Here is a 21,078-nt window from a genome sequence, read left to right as displayed (position 1 = left end):
TTTTTCTACATGGCAAACATAAATGCCCACTGTGGAAAAATTACTTGTTTCCTTTTCTTGTTTCCTGTGCCGTTCGCATGCGTCGACGAGGCCAGCTTTAATTATCTTGAGAATTCCGGTATACAAATCCATATGACTGACTTATGCCTTATGCCCTACCGGGGAATTGCGCCCAGAAGTCCATGGCGCGTCCGATGCGCTCTCGTGGCGGAACCTTGCCTGCGCTCGCCCAGTCGGCGAGCTCGTATTCATTCATAAGGGTGAGGAACGACCGGGTGGCGTCTACTTGCGGTCCTGAAAAACCCTTGACTCTTGCCTGAAAAAAATCCCATTGCCACCCGCTTCGGGACACCGGTGGCGTCAGATTGAAGAGCACCGAATCCAGGGCAACATCGACATCGTAGTAAGCTTCTACACAAGCAACCATGTACGCCGGCAGATAGAAACTAAAAGCCGCAGGCGTGAAAAGTGGCAACGCTTCTTTGAACTGTAGAACCATCTTAACCGAAACGTCCTGCCATTTCATGCCGGTAAACGCATTGACGATCTCAGTGCATTCGGGGTCGAAAACGCTTTGATCGACAACGATGTTTCCATCACCCGGATAGGGTATGTCCGCAAATGCCGCGAAGAGCGCTACTTTCACGATGGCCCCATTTTCTGCAACGGATTTCATGAGCATTTCTCCGCGACGACTGCCAAGCAATTTCGTAGCGCGGCAGAGGCCTGGGCAATCTGTTGCATATGAGATTCGTACTGCGGATCGCCGGGCGAGAAGCATTTCTGCTGGAGCACGACGCGACCGTCGATGCAGCCATAGCCTGCAGCCACCTTGGCCGTCGCGGTTTCACAGGTGTCGGCCTGCATGGAACAGCGTCGCGGCTTGTCGCAGAACACATGCAGCGCCTTGTTCATCAACGTAATCTCTGCCTCAGAGCATTTCGGGCCCTTCTTTTTTTTGTCCTTCTCTTTGGGTTTCTCCTTTTTTTTCGTGTTTCCGTCAGGCTTGGTAGGTTTTTTCTTGGGGCTTGGCGTCCCTTTTTTTATCGCCTCTGCGGCCGCCTCTTTCTCAATTTTTTCTGCGGCTTCTTTGCTGATCTGTTGCGCCAGCTCCGTCTCCACTTTCGTGGCCTTACTCGCGGCCTTGACCTCCTTCAGGCCCTTTGCAATTCCATCCGGGCCGAGCTTGATAGCCGCCTTGGCTGTCACACGGATCGTGCTCTTGCCCGCCATCGTAGCGAGTTTGACACCATCTCCCCACATCGGAACCATCGCCACCGCAGACAAACCGGCGTTGGCCCAGTCGCCTTCGACAACGTAGATACCGGCATTTATGCCATCCGGAATTGCACCCAACGCCGGGATGAAACCGGCCAGATCCAGCGCACCATGCACAATATCCATCGTGCTAAGGTCCTTGGCTCGATGGCATCCTGCCGAATCATTAGCCGCAGCTTCGTCGAAGACCATGATGTCGCCTTCGAGGCAACAATTGGGATTGTCGAAGGTGCGCCAGATCGTGAGGTAGTAGGTGCCAACAGGCAGGTTGCCGAATGTGAACACCCGTGTACCGCCGGTCGAGGCTTCGCAGGTGCCGATTTCCTTGTCGATCCACCAGTCTTCGGAGCGGCTCAGCGAGACACCAAAGTTGAAGTCGTCGCAGTTTGGCACGCCCTTGTAAGGGCTGTTGGCGGCCAGTATGACGCGCAGGCCACCATTTTCCACCTTGAACTGACGGGTTTTTAGTACACGGTGGCAAATCTCGACCGTGCTCTCGAAACCCTTTCGCATAATCGTGGCGTTGCCGCCGCCTATGCCCGGACTGGTGGTGTGTGCGGATTGCTGTAGTACATGCGTTAGCTCGTGGGCCAGCAGGTGCCGCCCGGCGGGTGTGGAGGGAGAGAACTGGCTCGCTCCGAATACGATGTGCGATCCGGCGGTGTAGGCGTGTGCGCGCACGTCACGAGCCGATTGCGCGGCGGCTGCGTCGGCATGCACGCGAACCTGTGAAAAGTCGTGGCCGAATCGCTGCTCCATGTCCTGCCGAAGTGGTGGTTCGAGCGGCCTGCCAGAGTTAGACAAAACGCGTTCCACACTGGCGGGCGCTGCGCCCGCATCACCTGTTGATTGCCCAGTGGAGCGCTGAATGCGCGGTGGCACGGTGCTCAACATACTCTTGTGCGATGCTGCTAATACTTGGTCGGCTATCCGGTCCGCTTCCATTTCCAAAGGGTCGTTGCTCGAACCTATGGCGAGCTTGGTTTGCAAACGTTTCGTGCCTTTGCATTCCTCACATTCGCCACTCAATGAAGATTTCGGTAATCCACAAGCGCACTTGCGTTGCAACAGCAATCCCGAGTGAGACGATTTGCTCACGAGCGGTGACTTTTCAGCAATGTTGTGCAATGGCGCAGCGGTGCTCATGGTTTCATCCCCCTGCCTATTCCCTGCGCCACTTGCAAGCCGATTTTCTGTGGTTTTGCACCTTGGTCAATTTGAATGCTTCCAACTCGTAGCCGCGACACATCGCCATTCACCGCTAACTGCTGGGCGACCTGTGAATCGGTAATCAGACGGGTCAATTCCTGCTGCAAGCCTTCGGCGATGCCGTGCCGGTCTTCGTTCCGGAAACCTTTCAATACCAATCTATCGATGTGCAGGACGACGCGTTTCATACCCACCCCCGGGTTTCTGCATCGGTCAAAGGACGTTCACGCTTCGAGCCCTCACCGTGGGCGGCGTGCAGCAGATGCACCATGTTGACAACCTCGCCTGCATCAGCGGCCAGAAATGCGGCATTTAGCGCGATGTTACGGATATTTCCACCTGCCACTTGGAGCTGCGCCAGCTTGCGATAGTCCAGGTCCCGGGTTGGCGTGGTGTCAGGGAATACACTGCGCCAGATGGCTTCGCGCTGTTCTGTATCGGGAAAAGTGAATTGCACAACGAAGCGTAATCGCCGCTGAAACGCTGTATCCAGTGACGTCTTCAGGTTGGTGGTCAAGATGGCTAGGCCGGTGTAAGCCTCCATGCGTTGCAGCAAATAACTCACTTCGATATTGGCATAGCGGTCATGGCTGTCTTTCACTTCGCTGCGCTTGCCGAACAAAGAATCGGCCTCGTCGAATAGCAGAATTACGCCGCTTTCTTCGGCGGCATCGAAAACCTTGCGCAAGTTTTTTTCTGTCTCGCCGATGTATTTGCTGACCACTGAGGATAGGTCTATGCGGTAAAGATCGAGGTGCAGTTCGTTGGCCAATACTTCGGCAGCCATGGTTTTACCGGTGCCGCTTTCTCCGGCGAATAATGTGCTGAGACCCAAGCCGCGGGCGCTTTTGCGAGCAAAACCCCATTCTTTGCAGACCTTGAGCCGGTTGCGCACATGGCTCGCGACTTGGCTCAGAACTAACTTTTGATGTTCCGGCAGGATCAAGTCATCCCAGCGGGAAGTCGGTTCAACACGCTGAGCTAAATCATCCAGCTGTCGTCGTCCCAAAGTGCGACAGACTTGCCACAACAGTTCATCTGGTTTATCGCTTGCGTTAATAGCACTGCTGATTTCGGCGCCGGTACTCAGGATTGTTTGTGCGCTCAATCTGTACTGTGATGCGACCCCATCCAGCGAATCATTGAGCTTCGTTGTCGCTGAACCTAATGCCTGTTGCCACAAGTGTTTTTGATCTTTGGCCTCCGGTTTGTTTACGGTGAAGCGCAAGGTGCTGCGTTGCAGTTCCAGCGGATCATTACTAGCGATAAACAACAATCCACTTAAATCTTCGGCGAGCCGGGCAGCGGTTACATTTTCCTGCTCATGGCATTCAATCAGCAAAGCACTGGATAACAGCGTAGATTCGCGTTGCCACAAAACGGCAAAGGCGTTACGTTCGTGAACGCCTGCAGGTATGTCTTCCGCATGCAGGATAAGAAGTTGCATCCCGAGTTTGGCTGCGACACTGGCGGCGATATCCGCCTGACCGTCGCGATCATCTCCTAGAAGCTGGATGACTGGGACGGGTGCATTGCGCTCATGCAAGCCTTCAAATATAGCTTGTGCAGTTTCGAGTTGAGCAATTGCTAGAGTTTTAGCTACGCCCCGAATTTTGAGCAGAGGTTCCAGGCGAGTGTCGAGGTAATTGATTCCGGCCAGAAAGTGCAACACTCGCTCCTCTATGCGCAAGCGCGCATTCGCCAAACTCGCTTCATCTGAAACCTCAATCAGGCGCCACCTGCGCAGGGGGCGTATCGGGCTGAGCGCACTCCAATGCGGCTCTTCCAGCGACGCCAGCGCCAAACTAAAAGTTGCATAGGTTTGCAGAGGCTTGTTTTGAGTAGTGGCGCACAGTAAGGCTAAATTTGCGTCCATCTCTACCCCTGCGCAAAGCAAGAGAACGTCTCGCTCGAAAGTGCTTAGATCAAAGCAATCCACCAAGCGATCTATGGCTGACTGTGACGATAATACAGCGCGGATTTTGTCTGCTGTCGCTATTGCCGTTTCCTGACTTTCACCAACCATACAGGCCTTGATGCGTGCGAGTTCAGCCACCATCAGGCGTTGATTTGCATCGGTCCAGTCGTGGCGTTGGTCGGGGGCGTTCATGGCACGATTAACATCTGTGTGTTGTCAAATTGCGGCGGCGTAGTAAGTCGGACCACCAGTAAACTGTCAGCGCCATCGACACGCAAACGCAACAGGTGGCTCCCTGCGGGCAATTGAGCATACTTAAATTGAAGGCTGGCGGTCGGAACAGTAAATTTCTCTGGCGATGCCTCATATCCTCCTGCATTGAGGCTTATTCGTTGGCCGGGTCGGGCTTGCGGAGCAAAGACAAGAGTGATGGTCACACCGGACGAGTCACGTATGGCACTGCTACCCGCTATGTCGATACGCGGTGCCAGGAACAGCGTAAGTGGATTAGTGCTGCGTGTCACGGTTTCACCAGAGCGTTGTAATATTGCAGTTACCTCCCATATACCCGCAGGCCAGTCGATATCGTCCTGAGCGGTATTAGGCAAAACCATTGAAAAAATCTCTTCGTTTGCATTAGTACCGAGAGAAATTTCAATCGGAGTTGTCAGACCAGGATGCGCGAAACGCACGGCAAGGTTTGTTCCGTTGAGGTTGTAACCTTTCAGCTTGATGGTCTCGCCGAGGCGCGCGGCTATCTGCTTATCGGGTAGTTCTATACCAGTGAGTATCGGATAAGGAGGCGTAAGGCCAGCTACAGCAGTGATGCCACTTTCATACCACGTATCTACATTGAGAGGGTCGGGTTTTACTACAGGCCCTCGCGTCAATACCGGCGGTGCAGATCGAACCGATTGAGTCGATTCTATTAACACCACACTGGCCATATAGGCTGCTGTTGGGCGTAAATGGCTTTGCGTGGAGGTCCAAAGTTTTGATAGTTCTTCGGTGTTGAGATATTCCGGTGTGATCTTGATCAGTTCGATCTGCTTTTCAAGTCCAGAGTCCGCCAATGCTTTTAACGCAGCCGGAAGAGCCGTGCCAGCTATAGGAGGCGATGGGTCGAGCGCTTTTCGAATGGCTTTACGGCTGAGTATGGGCATCTCATGCAGAAGTTGCATGGCATAACCGAGCAGAATTTCGCCATGTAAATCTTCGCTGCCGTGAGCAGAAAGCAAGTAATGCAGATTAAGGGCAAGCGGTGCGTTGGATAACCGCTGGCTGCCAGTGGCATCGAGTGTGGGAAAACTTTCATTACGCCAACCAGTGTTGGGCGTAACGTGGTACATGAACAGATTGAGTTGGGAAGATTCGGTGCCACTGTTTGCTGGTATCACCCGGTCAGGTGGGCCAGCACTTACCGAGACAGTAGCACCAAGAACGCTAGTTGCATCGTGGTTGATCAGTCCGTCATTGAGTAAATCGCGCAATACTGCGGTCACCCCGGCAATGGCGAGCGCGCTGCTCATGTTCCCCTCCCTCGACGGGCAAGATATTCATCGAGCGACAGTGGTTTGGCCTGCGTCGGCGCTTGGCGTTTTTGCGGCTGTGACTCATGCACGGCTGTGACTTCTATGCGACCTATGCTCACATGTACTTCGGTTACGTCCTCGACCTGAACCCGCTGGCCAAAACCGCTTTGCTCGGCACGTTGCGCTGCTACATTTACATTCGATGCCGAAGGACGTGCAGCATTCTTCAACGGCAAAAGTGGCGAAGGATAATTGCTATCAGTGAAAGCTGTGATTTTATCCTCCGGTATATGCATTTCAATTTCCTGTATTTCAATTTCCTCAGCAACAACTGGAGATTCGCCCGCAACCGATTTATTAATACTTGATTGCTGTAATTTTGCTTTCACAGATGAGGTTGGGCCGTTGGTTGGGTTCGGTTTTGCATAAGAGTCAGAGTCACTGCCCAATTGGACATCGAAAACTTCTGGTAATAACGGTGTAACTTCGTTGTTGCGGGTTTGCGTGCTGATTTCTGTCGGGAAATTGGCATGAGGCTGTTCTTGACTGGGTACGGAATCCCGTGCCGTCTCATTTTTTCCCATGTTTCGTCGTTCATTAACAACAGAGTTCAATCCAGGTATTTGATTATCCGGCTCTGCACTATTTGCAAGCGAAAGTGGGGTGGCGTAAGGTGCGCACGCTACGGAACGCAAGTTGTTTGTGTTTCCTATGGCCTGTGCGGCAAGCCGATGCAAAAATCCATTCATATGCCCACCATGTCGAGATAGGCTGCACGCCGTTGCGGTGAGAGCGCGAATATTTCCGGTTCAGTCCAACCATATGCCTGAGCAAGACTATGTACTTCGGCGAGCAAGGCCCGGGCACGCACATCGATTTCATCCCACAATAACGAGCCAATGTTGAAGCTAGCCAGCCAACTGTGATCACAGTCCTCGCAGCTAAGGGAGAGGTTGATGTCAGCTGCAGGATCAAGAATTTCCATGGCAGCTTCGGCCTTGGGAAGCATGCTTGCAAAATCTGTTTTTCTGCTCTCTGGGAGTTCTAAGCAACATTGTTTCAGCAGCTTAACCGCCGCCGCCTTGATATCCCGCTCCCCGCTAATCGCCGCTAGATCGCGACTGCATGGTACGCGGAAGCGAAGATTGGATATCTCGAACTCGGCTGGTCTATTGTCGAACTTGTTGGTCGTATCGTCCTCGTTGATACCAGCGAGTAACTGACTGGTATCAAGAGTGACTTCCATTCGTGTGCTGCAATGTTCGCAATCAATACAGGCAATGATGCGCGGCCCAAAGCAAATTTCGCGCAGGTGTAGTAGCACCCGGTTGATTTTACCCAGCGGCAGATCGGGGAAGCTGGAAGACGGTAAATCCGGCCGTGCCCAAGCACACAGCAATAGTGCTCTGTCAATCGGGTGCCGCGAGAGGCCGCGCTCCCACAGAGCAAGAATCTCTGTATCGCCAGGAGCTTGCATGGGTGTCAGGCTGGTTCCGTGAAGCTGGGTTCGCTGGGTTCGGTTACATCGTAGTCGCGTTCCCAGCCCTCGTTTTCCAGCTTGATCTGCTGGATGGCAACCGCGTTGGCATTGGCGTCAAGATCAGGCAAGGCCTGGTATTCAGATACCCAGCAACGAAATACCTTGTAGGCAAGCGCAAGCTGACCTGCCTCGTTATAGACCTCGATGATGAGGTCTTTGCGGAAATCTTTCAGCGAGACCTCGGCGCCTAAACCGGAGCCATAGTTCCAAACCTTGTTGGCCCATTTTTCAAATTCGGTGTCATGGGTGACGCCGCGCTCCAGCGTGATCGCCTCGAATTTGGTGCGACCGGGCGACTTGCGCGAAGTTGATGGATCGCCTCCCTCGCGGTGTTCAACCAGTTCGGTGCTACGCTTGATTGCGCCAACCTTGGAGATGCCAGCGACATAACGGCCATCCCATTTGACGCGGAATTTAAAATTTTTGTAAGGATCGAAACGCTGTGCATTGACGGTGAATGTTGCCATGGATGCCTCCTGATTATCTGAGTTAGACTTGGATTTGGCCAGCGATCTGTTGCAGCTTGATCACCACGAATTCTGCAGGCTTGAGTGGTGCGAAGCCCACCACGATATTGACGATGCCCAGATCAATGTCATTCTGGGTGGTGGTTTCCCTGTCGCACTTAACAAAATATGCTTCGCGCGGGCTACTGCCCTGGAAGGCACCTTGACGAAACAGGTTCTGCATAAAGGCACCGAGGTTGAGGCGTATCTGTGCCCACAACGGTTCATCGTTCGGTTCGAACACCACCCATTGCGAACCTCGAAACAGGCTTTCCTCAAGGAATAAGGCGAGACGCCGCACTGGAAGGTATTTCCACTCAGAGGCAAGTTGGTCCGCGCCGCGCAGGGTACGAGCACCCCATACAAGACGGCCGGTGACTGGAAAAGCGCGCAGGCAATTAACTGCTAATGGATTGAGTTGGCCATTTTCACCATCGGTAAGTTTTACCGAGAGTTCGACTACGCCGTTAAGAGTAGCATCGTTCCCTGCAGGGGCTTTCCATACACCACGCTGGCCATCGGTGCGCGCAATGATTCCAGCCACAGCACCGCAGGGGGCAAAGTCAGCCAAGCGATTTTCTTGCAAAGGATCGGGCTGGCGAATATAAGGGAAATACAGTGCTGCATTTGCGCTGCGAGCCAGGCCCCAACTGGCGCTATCCAGACCGCTGGCACCGGTTAGATCAGAAGGCTCGTCCCAGGCCATGAGAGGGTCGACAATATACATGGCGCGTCGCGCAAAGCAATAGGCGGCGGCAGCGCTTCGGGTTTGAGAATTTACGTCGCCGCCTGGTTCGCGCGTCAGCGGCGGAATACACAGCAGATTGAACAGGTCTGCCTTTTGCAGTGCCCATATCCCCTGTTTGGCAGCTTCCAGTGAGGCCAGTGATATCTGGTTGTCAGTAATGGCTGCTCCTTCACTGCCAGTCGCCGCGAACACGGTGGAGGAGGCATTGTCCAGCAGTGGATCGGCGCCAGCGGACGGATTGCCGTGAGCTGTAGGGCGCAGCACAGGCACCGTGCCGGGTGGTGTGACGATCCGCACCAAGTTCGATTCCTGTTCGAGTACACGCGTAACGAAGCGCGCGTTATTCGAGTCGGTGGAAAGGTTAAGGAAGCGCTCGGTTGCACCAGTCGCAGTGTCGCGCACCGAGAGGTTGAACAGGCTGTTGGCGGGGTCAGTAGGAAGGTGAGGGCGAGTGTTGTGATCGATGCGTGCCCGCAGCTTCTCGCCCCACTTGCCGGGATTCGCAGCAACTAGATTGAACCCTGCCGCCAAGGTGAGGGTGGCGGCGGCCGCACCATTGTGTACGCGCACGACAAGGGCGTCGGTGCCGCCATTCTGGAAGAAATGCTGTAGCGAGTAACTAAGAGTGCTTTCGCGCCACAGCCCGCCGAAACGCCGCTCAAACTCGCCGAAGCTTTGCACGCGCACCGGATCATTTGTCGGGCCGCGCAGGGCACGCCCGACGAAAGCGGTGATGGAGGTAGCCACACCGGTGATGGTTCGCACGCCACTGGACACTTCTTCAATATAAACGCCAGGGTAGGATAAGGTGACCGGCATGTTGCTTCTCCTTTAAAGTAATGGATATATTTAAGGTACGGATTTACGGCGTAGCGTCTCGCCCGAGCAGTATTTCGATGATCGCGTCTTCGGCTGTGTTATTGGTGAAGGAAAGATTCGTTGCGCCGCCAAGCAGGCTAACTGCACCTGCGCCGATCAACACGTGTGGGCCATCCAGTACTATCGCATTGCCACCGACGTCATAACTTAAGTCAGCGTCAGGTACGGCCGGATTGATGATAAGCAGCGAAACGGCTCCGCTTGGCACCAGATTGACCTGCTGGGTCGCACCAACGGCGATCGTTACCGCGATCTTGTCGTAGGCTTCCACCTCCAGCGTGCCTGCGCCCGAGACAGACGGGCCATTGAGTGCTTGTGTTACAAAGTTCCAGTTTATTTTTTCTGCCATTTGAACCTCCCTGAAAATTTGGAATTATATTGTTTTAAAAACAACATACTTAATTATATTCATGGTGTTGGGGGTTTATTTGAGCGCGTCCAGTAGAAAAGCAATTTGTCATTCTTGCCATGTTCAACGTGAATTAAATATAAGAATATGCTTATCCATATCCTATCGCAAGCTATTTGTGGTAGGCAATATTAATGATGTGATTTCGCGCATATTGTCATCCGTAACAGAATAAAGTGATCTTTTTGTATCAATATCGGAGGCCGCTTGAACTGCCGAATAGATTATCAGGAGAGCGAGGTCCAATGCTGAATTTCAAGGAGGTCGATTCGACTAATTAAACGAATCGCAAAGCAGAAGGAATGCTGTTGTAGAGCATCGAAAATGGCAATCGACCCTCATCATTGCCTCGATCAGTAGTTTAAGGCGGTATGTAGAGTTATTTATCATTGACTGGTTCGCCAAAAAATAAGTCCGGTTGCTGGTATTTAGCTATTTATTTGTATTAATCAACAGTTTTCAGGCGATCGAATCGCGATCGAGAATGACACCTTTGTGGAGAATTAAACTCCTGAATTGGGCACCTTTGCGGCCACACCCTGTGACAGTAAGTCGCGCCGTGCGGAAGATTGAAAAAGACTGGAAGAAGTATAGGGTCGTGAATTGCAGGCTGCTAGCTAAGAAATATGGTAACTTCGCTTGGGCTGATATTGAACTTTGAACAGCGCAAGGACAGTTTAAAGTTATTTTTCAGTATCTGACCTGCTAGTTTCAGGAAAACGTCGTGAGTACACATTGTCTTTACCGCTTTTCTTGACCTCGTACATTATTTCATCGGCTGCTTTAAGCATCTCAGAGAACGAACGATCAGCTCTGCCGAACCATGCTATACCCATGCTTGCTTTAACTGGTGGGAAGTCTTTAAGTGCGGCGTTCACTGTAGCGAAAATTTCTCGGCCCGTCTTGATAGCTGCTTCGTATTCAATTTCTATAAGTAGCATGGCAAATTCGTCTCCACCCAATCGCGCGACTCGATCGCTAGCGCGCGAGATGCTGCGCAAAGCTTCGGCAGTTGCTTGCAGTGCTGCGTCCCCAGCATCATGGCCCTTGGTGTCGTTCAGCTGTTTAAAGTTGTCTAAATCCATAATGATAACGGCTAATGGGTGTGCGTAGCGTTTCGTGCGATCGACTTCTTCGACGCCAGCCTCGAGAAAGGCTCTTCTGTTATGAAGCCCGCTCAGAACATCCCGAGTTGCGCACTCACGCTCTCTTTCAAACTGTAAGCGAACTTGGGTGGCAAGGATGGCTATCAGGCTGTAGGCCATAAAATGAATTATTGCATTTATCCACGGAATCAAAGGAGTACTGTATATTCGTTCCGCTAAAATGTCGCCAATGAGCCACATTGAAGATGCAAGGATGGCCACAAAAACCCCATGTTTTCTTCCACCTATCCAGGTAATTACGAATACAGGCAGCACCGACAAGGATGCAAAATCAAACTCGGCGTCAGTCGCAATCCGAAACGAAACAATAAGTAAAGATAAAAAAATACAGACAGACCACACAACCCAGAGGCGCCAACCGGTCCAGATAGTACCGAGGAGGAGATCAGGGATTTTTACCTTTTTCATGTTTATTGAACCGATAATCACATAGTGAGCGAATCACTCAGATAATATTATTAATTTTTAGTTGGTGTTGGAAACACTCAGACAGGTGGGCGTTAAGCTCAGACAGATGGGCATCAAGCTTTTTATATATCGATTATAGCTGGCATTATTCGATATAATGAATTTTTAACAGCGAACATGAAGATGGACTGCGACACATTGGGTCTCAGCTTATGCCAGGTTACAGTTTTATGTAGTAATTAAACAAGGTGTTTTGGATTTACCCTTGTAGTTTTTAAAGCTACTGACTGGTCTAGACTTTGAAGCCATCAAATAGCTTATTATCCTCAACGGGCTGAGTAAGTCAAAAAACCTAAACCGCTTAAAGGCACCTCTTAAAATCCCAACCGCGTCACATTACTATGTTAGGTGGACGCTCACAAAATTGTATTTTTAGAGGTGCCCTTAACTCGAATCAATATGGCAGGTGGGCTGAGCACGTAACACATGACTGATCGTGAAGAGCCCAAGACAATTATTCCCAACTAGCCTGCGACTATATAAACAACTTTGTTGTATTCTGCTGCGACTGAATAAACCTCTCAAAGGACATTGGTGCTTTCTTCGATTGGTTAACGCCCTCCCAACTTACCAGTACGTCTGGGTATTTAATTGCATCGGGGCTAATTTTGTTGGCGTTGCTTGGCCGGCTGGCAATTGCACCACCAGAATTCGGTATGCCTTTCCTGACTTTTGTCCTGCGGTGATTTTGGCTGCCATATTTGGTGGAGCAGGCAGGTTTATTTGCCATGCGAGTTTGTACTGTCCTTGCTGGCTACCTGTTCATCCCTCCGTTCAATACATTTTTATCGACTTTTAACACCTACATCATTTGGGCGGATTTCGTTTTTTGTGCAGCTGACTTGACCGTGATTTTTGTGGTTGAGGCATTGCGCCGCCAACGCAACAGCTCTATCTCCACACCTTATTTGCTAGAGTAAGTCAAAAAGAGCGAGCAGATACGGCAAGCTTCTGTGGAGGACATGCGCGAAAGTTGGGATGGTGTCGCAATCAGTATTACCGAGGGCAAAACCAATGAAGAGAAACTGATACGGTCGCAAAATATGCTGCGCTAGCTTTCTGCGCATTTTGAAAATGTGCGCGAAGAGGAACGCAAGCGTATCTCACGTGAGATCCACGATGAATTGGGACAAATTCTTACCGCGCTCAGGATGGACGTTTCGTTGGCGCGTCTAAACTATGGCGAACTCATGGAACGCCTGCGATCCATAACTCATCTCGTGGATCGTACAATCAATATCGCACGGAATATCACATCAAGCTTGCGACCGGATGCTCTGGATCTTGGCATAGTCGCTGCACTGGAATGGCTGGCAGAAAATTTTAGCGAGCATACCAATATCCCCTGTGAATTAAAGGTGGATAACGGCAATTTCATATTGAGCGAGTTCGCGGCGACAGCGGTATTCCGCATAATCCAAGAATCACTAACCAATATCGCACGCCATGCCGCGGCGACGACGGTCGGAATCATCGCGACTCAATCTGAGAGCCAGCTTTGTTTTGAAGTGCGTGACAATGGAAAAGGGTTTGACTTGTATTCGGTATCAAGCAAAAAATCTTTTGGGCTGATTGGCATCCGTGAGCGGGTCGCAATTTTGGAAGGCGACCTGGTAATTGACAGCGAGTTGGGTCGGGGTACAAGCGTTCTTGTACATGTTCCTGTGGCATAATCAAATATTCTCGAATGATTGTATTGTATTCCCATGATTAGAATCATTATTGCTGATGACCATTGCATCGTTCGGCATGGGCTCAAACAAATTCTTGCGTTGACGCCTGATATCGTAGTTATGGACGAATCTGGCGACGGTGATGAGCTTCTTGGTGTGTTAAAGGAAGCTTCTTGTGATCTTGTTTTACTCGATATGAGTATGCCGGGCCTGGCTGGTGTGGATCTGATTAAGCGGGTGCGCATAGAGCGCCCGGATCTACCGATACTGGTACTAAGCATGCATATTGAGGGTCAAATAGCCAGCCGAGCGCTTAAAGCTGGTGCTGCTGGCTATCTGACCAAAGGCTGTGATCCGGAAATTCTCATTGGAGCCATCCGAAAGGTTGCTTCTGGAGGACGGTTCGTTGATACATCACTGGTAGAAGTGCTCGTGTTTGATAGTGGCTTAGAAAGCCATGCACTGCATGAAGGGTTGTCAGCACGCGAACTGCAGGTTTTTCTCCTGATTGCCTCAGGTAAAACAGTAACCGAGATCGCGGGTGAGTTACATTTAAGCATAAAGACCATCAGCACACACAAATGCCGTTTTATGCGGAAGTTGAATATCCAAACAAAAACCGATCTGGTTCGCTACGCTATTAGACATCAGCTTATTGACGGCTGAAGCTCAAGCATCTGGCTGATATCTCTATCATTGCCATGTAAAAAACCTCATATATGTAGGTTATATCCTACATTCAATGTAGGTTAATAATTATTAAAAATCAGATTGCGCCTACTTAATTTATGCCGCTTGGAGCCGATATAGGGAAATAGCCGAGTTCCACACTCTATATTTAAGTCGCTAGCGGCAGATTCAAATGCTAATAATTTTATTGGGTAGGGGGTCGATTTGTTCGGAAGTGTTGCTAACCTTAGCTGCAGTCTTGTAGTGGTTGAGTCTTCTCAATCAAGATACTGATTCAATGCGTGTCAAGGGTTAGTTCGAAATATAAATAATAATAAAGAAAAAACGATATGTTATTAATATATTCAGCGTCAGGTTTACGTCTTCAAGGCATTTACGTCGTCACCGACAAGGGCTTGAATTTTCAGATGCTGTTAGAGCTAGTTGGAGAACAATTTACCATATCGATGCCGCAACCGAAGCGAGGCGAGTCGTAATGAGCGCGCGTCTGGCCCTCGCGGTCTTGCTACCCATCGTTGCCTGTGCTGTTCAGTGGTACCTTTGGGACATTTTTAAGCCTTATGCTTGGTTTTTCTTTATTCCTACAGTGTTTCTCAGCGCTTGGATCGGCGGACTTAACGGTGGACTTGCTGCGACTGTCATTGGTGCGTTACTGGCTTGGTATTTCTTTATATCACCTACCCTATCCTTTCACCTGATCAATCCCGTATCTGCCTTTTCTATCATAGTTTTTGTGTTAACTGGTTGTCTTTTTAGTGTCTTTTTTGACCAGCTGCGTCGTTCAAAAAAACAAGCCAACGATGCATTGGCTATTGCCGAGTCGGCTAACGAAAAAATCTCTGATCTTTATCAGAAATTGAAAGAAGCGCAGCGACTGGCCAGTGTTGGCAACTGGTCTTGGGACATTCAGTGCGATAAACACACCTGGTCAGAGGAGGTCTATAACATTTTAGATCGCGACCCAGCCTTGCATGCAATAGCTTACCCAGATGTACAGGAGTATTTCACTCCAGAGAGCTGGTCAGAGCTTTCCGTCGCCGTAGAAAGGTGCTTGTCGGAAGGAGTTTCTTACGAGTGCGATGTAGAGGTAGTACGCCCCTCCAACTGCCCTCGCCGCTGGATTGCTGCCAGTGGCGAAGCGATCCGAGATGCCAACGGTAACATCGTGAACTTGCATGGTACGGTGCAGGATATTTCTGAGCGCAAGCGAGTGGAGCAGTCTCTACGTGAAAGTGAGGAGCAATTGGCGGTTATTATCAACTCGGCGATGGACGGAGTCATTGCCGTGGATGAGCAACAGCGGATACGTCTATTCAACCCGGCTGCTACAGAAATGTTCGGTCTGAGCATGGTTGAGGCTATAGGCCAGCCATTGTCACGGCTACTCCCAGAACGCTTCCACCAAGCGCACGAAAAAGCTATAGTAAATTTTGCTCATACAAGCTTGAAGGCTCGCCGCATGGGGGGGATGGGTGAAAACAGCGGCATTCGTGCAAATGGCCAGGAGTTTCCCATAGAAGCATCAATTTCCCAGAGCGTCATCGCCGGCAAGAAGCTTTTCATTGCGATCGTGCGTGACATTACCGAGCGGAAACAGACTCAAGATGAAATTCTAAGGCTCAACTTTGATCTGGAACGTCGCGTGGTCGAACGCACCGCCGAGCTGACCGCTGCTAATCGAGAGTTGGATAGTTTTGCCTATGCTGTTGCACATGATTTACGCGCACCCCTCCGGGCTATGAGTGGTTTCAGTCACGCCTTACAAGAAGACTATGGCCATCAGCTACAGGGCGAACCACTGATTTACTTGGAGCAGATCAGCCTCGCCAGTCGCAAGATGAGCGACTTGGTTGACGGCTTGCTTTTGCTCTCACGTAGCACTCGCGGGGGATTACAATACGAGTTAGTGGATATCTCGGCTATGTCAAAACGCTTGCTCGCCGAACTAGCGCAAAGTGACCATGGACAGCATGCGATGGTGGAGGTGGAAGCTGGGCTACAGGCCCAATGTGATGCGCGTATGCTTGAAGTGGTAATGCGCAACTTGTTGGGCAATGCCTGGAAATATACATCACACGTGGAGAACCCTACCATCCGTGTTTACGCAGAGAATCGAGATAACGCACACTTCTTCTGCGTTGCCGACAATGGTGCCGGTTTCGACATGGCTCATGCCAATCGGTTATTCAAACCCTTTCAGCGTCTGCACCGCCAAGATGAATTCCCCGGCATCGGAATTGGTTTGGCCACGGTGCGGCGTATCGTGAACCGCCATGCCGGATCCATTGAGGCACGAGGAGAGCCGGGTAAGGGCGCGACATTTTGCTTTACTTTATCAGACATGCCTGTGACATTGGAACAGGATACATAAGGAGAGTTAATTAATGATAAATACCAAAAATATCCTGTTGGTGGAAGACAATCCCCAAGACGAAATGCTTACAATGCGCGCATTACGCCGCGCCAATCTGATCAATCAGATTGACGTAGTACGAGACGGTCAGCAGGCGCTTGATTATCTATTTCGAGAGGGTGACTTTATCGGCCGCGAGGATCCCGATCATCCCGCGATGGTCCTGCTCGACATAGGTTTGCCACGACTATCTGGCCTGGAAGTGCTAGAACGGCTGCGTTCAGACGATCGCACCAAATTTTTGCCGGTTATCATGCTAACTTCTTCCGACGAAGAATATGACCGTCTGAAAAGCTACGAAAACCATGCCAACAGTTTCGTCCGGAAGCCGGTGGATTTTTCCGAATTCGCCGAGACCGTTGGGAGAGTAGGAGTCTACTGGCTGGCAACCAACGAACCGCCACCAGGCAGGTGAAATCGTGATAGAGCGCCAACTGAAAATCCTCATAATTGAGGACAATCCCGCTGACATTCTATTGCTTAAGCGCAATCTGCGCCAAAGTGATATTGCGGCTGAGTGGCGTCCTATCGGTAACGATGTGGATCTGAATGGTGCGCTGCAAACAGAATGGGATGTGGTACTTGCGGATTACAATGTGCCAGGCATGGATTTCCGCACGACCTTGCTGCGTATCCAAGCAAAATATCCTGAACTGCCGGTGATTATGGTGTCTGGCAGCGTAGGCGAGGAAACAGCGGTCGAATTACTGCGCTTGGGCATGGTGGACTTTATCCTTAAGGATCATATGGCCCGCCTACCGAACGCCATCCGCCGGGCACTGGACGAAGCCAAGGAAAAAAAAGCCCGTAAATCCGCCGAAATGGCGCTGCACAAGCTTGCCCAAGCTGTAGAGCAAAGCCCGGCGAGCATTGCCATTATCGACCTCGATGCGAATATTGAATATGTGAACGAGTCTTATTTGCGCATAACTGGCAGCACTCGCGAAGACGTAATCGGCCAGAATCAAAATGTGCTGCATTCAGACAAAACTCCGAAGAGCACTTACGATGCTCTATGGACGAGCATGACAGAGGGCGGAACATGGCAGGGAGAGTTCTACAATAGGCGCAAGAACGGTAGCGAGTTTATCGCCCATGCCATCATTGGCCCCATCCGCGAGCCAAGCGGTCGCATTACACATTACGTGGAGATTAAGGAAGACATCACGGAAAAGAAACGTGCCGAGGTTGAAATTCACCAGCTGGCTTATTACGATACTCTCACTGGCTTGCCTAATCGTGTCTTGCTGTTGGAGAGCATGGCGCAAGCACTGACTTTGCCCCGTCGAAATTGCCAATACAGCGCATTGATATCGTTCAACATTGATCGATTCAAAACAGTAAACGATGCGGGTGGCCAGACATTGGGCGATACGCTGCTCCAGGCGGTGGGCGAACGGCTGGTCTCCATCTTACGGGAGGGCGATCTCGTGGCACGCATCTCAGGAGACGAATTTGGTATCTTGTTGATCGACCTCGCACAACAGCAAAACGATGCCGAACATCTTGCCCGCCTTGTATGCATGAAAATTCATGACCGCCTGAACGAACCTTTCCGCCTCGGTGATGAACTCATCACTCTCAGCGCCTGTCTCGGTATCGCGCTTTTTATGGGGAATAATGAAGACGCGCCATTGGACATCCTGCGTCGAGCTAATACCGCTCTTCACCACTCAAAAACGAGAGGGTACGGGCAGACCGCGTTCTTTGAAGGGAGTCTGGATGAGCTTGCAAAAAAACGCTTCAATATCGAGCGCGAGCTGCATCATGCCATCACGTCTGGCGAGTTGCGTGTGTTTCTGCAAACACAAGTGGATGCAACGGGTGTTGTTGTCGGCGCGGAAGCGCTGGTGCGCTGGCAGCATCCTCAGCGAGGTTTAATACCGCCAAACGAATTTATCCCAATTGCAGAAGAATCGAATCTCATTGTTGAGTTAGGGACATGGGTATTTACCGAAGTATGCCGTTTCCTAGCGTGTGAAAATATAGCCTCCAGCTCGATGCGGGTCGCGATCAACATCAGCCCTCGCCATTTTCGCCAACCAAGTTTTGTTGAACAGATCAAACATTGCCTTGCCATTACTGGGGCTGATCCGACGCACCTCACACTGGAAATTACGGAAGGGGTGGTAATTGACAATATAAATGAAGTGATTGCCAAAATGACCGAGTTGAGCTCAATTGGCATCCACTTCTCAATGGATGACTTTGGTACCGGCTACTCCTCACTATCTTATCTTAAGCAGTTGCCCATACACGAACTTAAGATCGACAAAACTTTCGTGCAAGACATGACGTCAAACGCAAATGATGCATCACTAGTGGAAACTATCCTTTCCGTGGCCAAACATATGCATCTCAGAGTGGTTGCGGAAGGTGTTGAGACCTCCGAGCAGGCCGCATTTCTGAATCTACGTGGGCAGGTCATTCATCAAGGCTATTTTTTTGGCAGGCCAGAGCTGGCTGATACTTGGATAAAAAAAACCCAATCCTTTTTGACTCGTCCGGCAAGTGTGAGCTTATTGGTCTAGCCGACCAGAGCATTATTGGTCTCGTTAGAGCTTCATTATTTTAGTTTGAATAACTCAATATCCCTGAAGCTATAGGCCATTTTATGTAATGACTGTAATTGTATTATTGGTACGTTCTAAGGAGGCGGTTAAAAAGCCGTCGAGGTTGAAACAAGCAAGGATATCTGGACGGTGTGCAGAATTTTTCTGAAAACTTAAAGTGCACATTTACACAAGAATCGGCAGCCTTCTTAACCTATTTAACAAGTGCAATTAAGGCAATTCTTTATCCGATTAAAGCCAAAGGTCGCGTAACGGTTTTTCATGTGACAAACTGCTAGCGCACCACGTGGCACTTGATGCATTCTATTCGTTGAACGGCAAGGTCTATAAATTTAACGTGCCGACAATCGGCACGGCGCAAAACCGACGATTCGACTTGCCTCTGTAAAGCACATCACAACTTCGACAATTCAAACATCCCGGACGTCATTTATATTACTGTATTTAAACGATAACTATGCCTGCAATAAAATGCGTGCTTTAATAAAAACATCAAATTCCGTTTAATTCGTTATACAAGAAACTGGCGGGTGGGAAACCTAATGTAACGGGTGGTGATATTGGGGAGAAGGCTGGAAGGTCGGCTATAAATGTATATTGTGGAGCATACGGTTTGCAATCGTTAAGATGCTGCCCCAAATACATTAGAGAAATATGAAGCAGACCTTGAATAGGGTGGTGGCGTAAATGGCGAGAATTAAAACAAATGTAAAAGGAGAAGAGCCTATTGCAAGCGCTGAAATTAAGGAACTTTAATGATAGGGGTGTTAACGATGAACTAACGTTGCATTAGTTAAATATGCCTTGACTGTTTTTTAATTTTCTGATAGGTTGAATTCGGCGTGGCGCAGAATAAACTTCATTATTTGGGTGATGTTTTGAAGTAAATGTGTTGTGATAACTTACTCAAGCGTTATGCTGCTACGACGTACTTATTAGAAACCTAAATGTCATTAGATGCTAGCCATTGTGGCTCTATTGCTGGTCGGTGTAATCCCGAGTTGGCCCAACAGCAAAGTTTGGGGTCACGGTTCCATCGGTGATATTGGATTTTCATCCTGATCATCTGTTGCTGATGGATGAGATATAGCGCGATATTCTTATTTCATCTTTCGGCGATTTCTCAACGAACAGCAATAACTGAATTTCTGATTTAAAACGCAACAAAGGTCGCAGACACGAGCCTTTTGATTTTGCTCTAGTTCAAGCATTGAGAGGCAATTTTTCATCATCATTCACTTGGAGTACCTTGTCATGACACAATTTAAACGTTTTTCCACTTTTTTTCTGATTGCTCTGTTGGCTTTTTTTGTGGGTTGCGCAGCTACGCCAAAACAGGAAGGAACCGGGGAATATATTGACGATAGCGTCCTGACTGCAAAGGTCAAAGCAGCAATTTTCAACGAGCCCACCTTGAAATCCGCCGAAATTAATGTCGAAACCTTTAAGGGTGTAGTGCAGCTGAGCGGTTTTGTCAACACTCAAACTGAGATTAATAATGCGGCCCAGGTTGCACAGAGCGTCAATGGTGTAAAAGGGGTCGAAAATGATATGCGGGTCAAGTAATGAAAACGATTGCAATTGTCTTAAGTTTATTGTTGGTAACCCTTATATCGTGTGACATGGAGAAGCAAGACGACCCGAACGATGTAACGTTAACACCTACTGAAATACCTGCGGCTATCACTACCTATGTTACGGCCCATTTTTCCCCTAACACCATAAACAAGGCAGTTAAAGAAATCGAGGATGGGGTTGTTAGCTACGAAATTTATTTAAGCGAGAATATTGAATTGGAGTTCAATAGTACATATGAAATAACAAATATCGATAGCCATTCAAAACTTCCCGATTCTGCTATCCCACAAGCCATATTAGATTATGTGACCAAAAATTACCCCAATAATTATATTACCGATTGGGAATTGGAGCTGAATCACCAACAGGTTGAATTAAATAATAATGTTGAATTGGAATTCGCGCTTAACGGCGATTTTATGAGGGTTGATAAAGATTAAAAAAAGATACGCCTTTTAAAAATTAGAAATTTGTTTAACGAGGCCATATTTTAAGCAA

General features: G+C 49.7%; 20 protein-coding genes. 9 read left to right on the top strand and 11 right to left on the bottom strand.

Annotated elements, in window-relative coordinates:
* Positions 1–148: 148 nt before the first annotated feature.
* From MJ770_RS13925 to MJ770_RS13875, 11 genes are all read right to left on the bottom strand, one after another.
* Positions 149–676 (bottom strand): DUF6714 family protein, encoded by a 528-nt coding sequence (locus tag MJ770_RS13925; protein WP_239255570.1) that lies wholly within the window; start codon positions 674–676, stop codon positions 149–151.
* On the bottom strand, positions 673–2,424 hold the full coding sequence (locus MJ770_RS13920; RefSeq protein ID WP_239255567.1) for an eCIS core domain-containing protein: 1,752 nt from the start codon (positions 2,422–2,424) through the stop codon (positions 673–675). The genes MJ770_RS13925 and MJ770_RS13920 overlap by 4 nt, the downstream gene beginning before the upstream one ends.
* Positions 2,421–2,675, bottom strand: coding sequence for a hypothetical protein (locus MJ770_RS13915; RefSeq protein ID WP_239255564.1), 255 nt, complete (start codon positions 2,673–2,675; stop codon positions 2,421–2,423). The genes MJ770_RS13920 and MJ770_RS13915 overlap by 4 nt, the downstream gene beginning before the upstream one ends.
* Positions 2,672–4,597, bottom strand: a complete 1,926-nt coding sequence (locus MJ770_RS13910; protein WP_239255561.1) for an ATP-binding protein — start codon at positions 4,595–4,597, stop codon at positions 2,672–2,674. Before MJ770_RS13910 ends, MJ770_RS13915 begins: the two co-directional genes overlap by 4 nt.
* Positions 4,594–5,934, bottom strand: a complete 1,341-nt coding sequence (locus tag MJ770_RS13905) for a DUF4255 domain-containing protein (protein WP_239255558.1) — start codon at positions 5,932–5,934, stop codon at positions 4,594–4,596. Before MJ770_RS13905 ends, MJ770_RS13910 begins: the two co-directional genes overlap by 4 nt.
* Positions 5,931–6,686, bottom strand: coding sequence for a hypothetical protein (locus MJ770_RS13900; protein ID WP_239255555.1), 756 nt, complete (start codon positions 6,684–6,686; stop codon positions 5,931–5,933). The genes MJ770_RS13905 and MJ770_RS13900 overlap by 4 nt, the downstream gene beginning before the upstream one ends.
* On the bottom strand, positions 6,683–7,414 hold the full coding sequence (locus MJ770_RS13895) for a T4 family baseplate hub assembly chaperone (RefSeq protein WP_239255552.1): 732 nt from the start codon (positions 7,412–7,414) through the stop codon (positions 6,683–6,685). Before MJ770_RS13895 ends, MJ770_RS13900 begins: the two co-directional genes overlap by 4 nt.
* Before the next feature lie 5 nt (positions 7,415–7,419).
* Positions 7,420–7,944, bottom strand: coding sequence for a phage tail protein (locus tag MJ770_RS13890; protein WP_239255549.1), 525 nt, complete (start codon positions 7,942–7,944; stop codon positions 7,420–7,422).
* A gap of 22 nt (positions 7,945–7,966) precedes the next feature.
* Positions 7,967–9,550: a phage tail sheath family protein gene (locus MJ770_RS13885; RefSeq protein ID WP_239255546.1), complete on the bottom strand. Its 1,584-nt coding sequence runs from the start codon at positions 9,548–9,550 to the stop codon at positions 7,967–7,969.
* A 43-nt stretch (positions 9,551–9,593) separates the two neighbouring features.
* Positions 9,594–9,959: a hypothetical protein gene (locus MJ770_RS13880; protein ID WP_239255520.1), complete on the bottom strand. Its 366-nt coding sequence runs from the start codon at positions 9,957–9,959 to the stop codon at positions 9,594–9,596.
* A gap of 743 nt (positions 9,960–10,702) precedes the next feature.
* Positions 10,703–11,593 (bottom strand): GGDEF domain-containing protein, encoded by an 891-nt coding sequence (locus tag MJ770_RS13875; protein WP_239255517.1) that lies wholly within the window; start codon positions 11,591–11,593, stop codon positions 10,703–10,705.
* Positions 11,594–12,381: 788 nt separating this feature from the next.
* Between MJ770_RS13875 and MJ770_RS13870 the strand changes: the two genes are divergently transcribed.
* From MJ770_RS13870 to MJ770_RS13830, 9 genes are all read left to right on the top strand, one after another.
* Positions 12,382–12,573 carry a hypothetical protein gene (locus MJ770_RS13870; RefSeq protein WP_239255515.1) on the top strand — a complete coding sequence of 64 codons (192 nt, stop codon included), beginning with the start codon at positions 12,382–12,384 and terminating at the stop codon, positions 12,571–12,573.
* A gap of 156 nt (positions 12,574–12,729) precedes the next feature.
* Positions 12,730–13,326 (top strand): sensor histidine kinase, encoded by a 597-nt coding sequence (locus MJ770_RS13865; RefSeq protein WP_239255513.1) that lies wholly within the window; start codon positions 12,730–12,732, stop codon positions 13,324–13,326.
* Between the two features lie 33 nt (positions 13,327–13,359).
* A complete protein-coding gene (locus MJ770_RS13860; RefSeq protein ID WP_239255511.1) occupies positions 13,360–13,992 on the top strand; it encodes a response regulator in 633 nt (210 codons plus the stop codon).
* A gap of 499 nt (positions 13,993–14,491) precedes the next feature.
* Positions 14,492–16,387, top strand: coding sequence for a PAS domain-containing sensor histidine kinase (locus tag MJ770_RS13855; protein ID WP_239255509.1), 1,896 nt, complete (start codon positions 14,492–14,494; stop codon positions 16,385–16,387).
* A 13-nt stretch (positions 16,388–16,400) separates the two neighbouring features.
* On the top strand, positions 16,401–16,844 hold the full coding sequence (locus tag MJ770_RS13850) for a response regulator (protein WP_239255507.1): 444 nt from the start codon (positions 16,401–16,403) through the stop codon (positions 16,842–16,844).
* A 4-nt stretch (positions 16,845–16,848) separates the two neighbouring features.
* A complete protein-coding gene (locus MJ770_RS13845; RefSeq protein ID WP_239255505.1) occupies positions 16,849–18,960 on the top strand; it encodes a putative bifunctional diguanylate cyclase/phosphodiesterase in 2,112 nt (703 codons plus the stop codon).
* A gap of 999 nt (positions 18,961–19,959) precedes the next feature.
* The gene (locus tag MJ770_RS13840) at positions 19,960–20,064 is read left to right on the top strand and encodes a DUF3309 family protein (RefSeq protein ID WP_239255490.1); all 105 of its coding nucleotides are present in this window, start codon (positions 19,960–19,962) and stop codon (positions 20,062–20,064) included.
* A 192-nt stretch (positions 20,065–20,256) separates the two neighbouring features.
* Positions 20,257–20,568 (top strand): BON domain-containing protein, encoded by a 312-nt coding sequence (locus MJ770_RS13835; protein WP_239255488.1) that lies wholly within the window; start codon positions 20,257–20,259, stop codon positions 20,566–20,568.
* Positions 20,568–21,020, top strand: a complete 453-nt coding sequence (locus MJ770_RS13830) for a PepSY-like domain-containing protein (RefSeq protein WP_239255473.1) — start codon at positions 20,568–20,570, stop codon at positions 21,018–21,020. The genes MJ770_RS13835 and MJ770_RS13830 overlap by 1 nt, the downstream gene beginning before the upstream one ends.
* Positions 21,021–21,078 lie beyond the last annotated feature (58 nt).

It is taken from the genome of Candidatus Nitrotoga sp. M5, from assembly GCF_927904885.1.
Classification (GTDB): domain Bacteria; phylum Pseudomonadota; class Gammaproteobacteria; order Burkholderiales; family Gallionellaceae; genus Nitrotoga.
The sequence above is the reverse complement of the archived record's forward strand: the minus strand, read 5'-3'. Positions and strand labels throughout refer to the sequence as shown.

Coding starts and splice junctions, on each gene's coding strand:
- MJ770_RS13920 (WP_239255567.1), bottom strand. CDS start 2,424: ATGAGCACCGCTGCGCCATTGCACAACATTGCTGAAAAGTCACCGCTC.
- MJ770_RS13875 (WP_239255517.1), bottom strand. CDS start 11,593: ATGAAAAAGGTAAAAATCCCTGATCTCCTCCTCGGTACTATCTGGACC.
- MJ770_RS13880 (WP_239255520.1), bottom strand. CDS start 9,959: ATGGCAGAAAAAATAAACTGGAACTTTGTAACACAAGCACTCAATGGC.
- MJ770_RS13840 (WP_239255490.1), top strand. CDS start 19,960: ATGCTAGCCATTGTGGCTCTATTGCTGGTCGGTGTAATCCCGAGTTGG.
- MJ770_RS13835 (WP_239255488.1), top strand. CDS start 20,257: ATGACACAATTTAAACGTTTTTCCACTTTTTTTCTGATTGCTCTGTTG.
- MJ770_RS13870 (WP_239255515.1), top strand. CDS start 12,382: ATGCGAGTTTGTACTGTCCTTGCTGGCTACCTGTTCATCCCTCCGTTC.
- MJ770_RS13900 (WP_239255555.1), bottom strand. CDS start 6,686: ATGAATGGATTTTTGCATCGGCTTGCCGCACAGGCCATAGGAAACACA.
- MJ770_RS13830 (WP_239255473.1), top strand. CDS start 20,568: ATGAAAACGATTGCAATTGTCTTAAGTTTATTGTTGGTAACCCTTATA.
- MJ770_RS13925 (WP_239255570.1), bottom strand. CDS start 676: ATGAAATCCGTTGCAGAAAATGGGGCCATCGTGAAAGTAGCGCTCTTC.
- MJ770_RS13915 (WP_239255564.1), bottom strand. CDS start 2,675: ATGAAACGCGTCGTCCTGCACATCGATAGATTGGTATTGAAAGGTTTC.
- MJ770_RS13895 (WP_239255552.1), bottom strand. CDS start 7,414: ATGCAAGCTCCTGGCGATACAGAGATTCTTGCTCTGTGGGAGCGCGGC.
- MJ770_RS13910 (WP_239255561.1), bottom strand. CDS start 4,597: ATGAACGCCCCCGACCAACGCCACGACTGGACCGATGCAAATCAACGC.
- MJ770_RS13860 (WP_239255511.1), top strand. CDS start 13,360: ATGATTAGAATCATTATTGCTGATGACCATTGCATCGTTCGGCATGGG.
- MJ770_RS13905 (WP_239255558.1), bottom strand. CDS start 5,934: ATGAGCAGCGCGCTCGCCATTGCCGGGGTGACCGCAGTATTGCGCGAT.
- MJ770_RS13850 (WP_239255507.1), top strand. CDS start 16,401: ATGATAAATACCAAAAATATCCTGTTGGTGGAAGACAATCCCCAAGAC.
- MJ770_RS13885 (WP_239255546.1), bottom strand. CDS start 9,550: ATGCCGGTCACCTTATCCTACCCTGGCGTTTATATTGAAGAAGTGTCC.
- MJ770_RS13890 (WP_239255549.1), bottom strand. CDS start 7,944: ATGGCAACATTCACCGTCAATGCACAGCGTTTCGATCCTTACAAAAAT.
- MJ770_RS13855 (WP_239255509.1), top strand. CDS start 14,492: ATGAGCGCGCGTCTGGCCCTCGCGGTCTTGCTACCCATCGTTGCCTGT.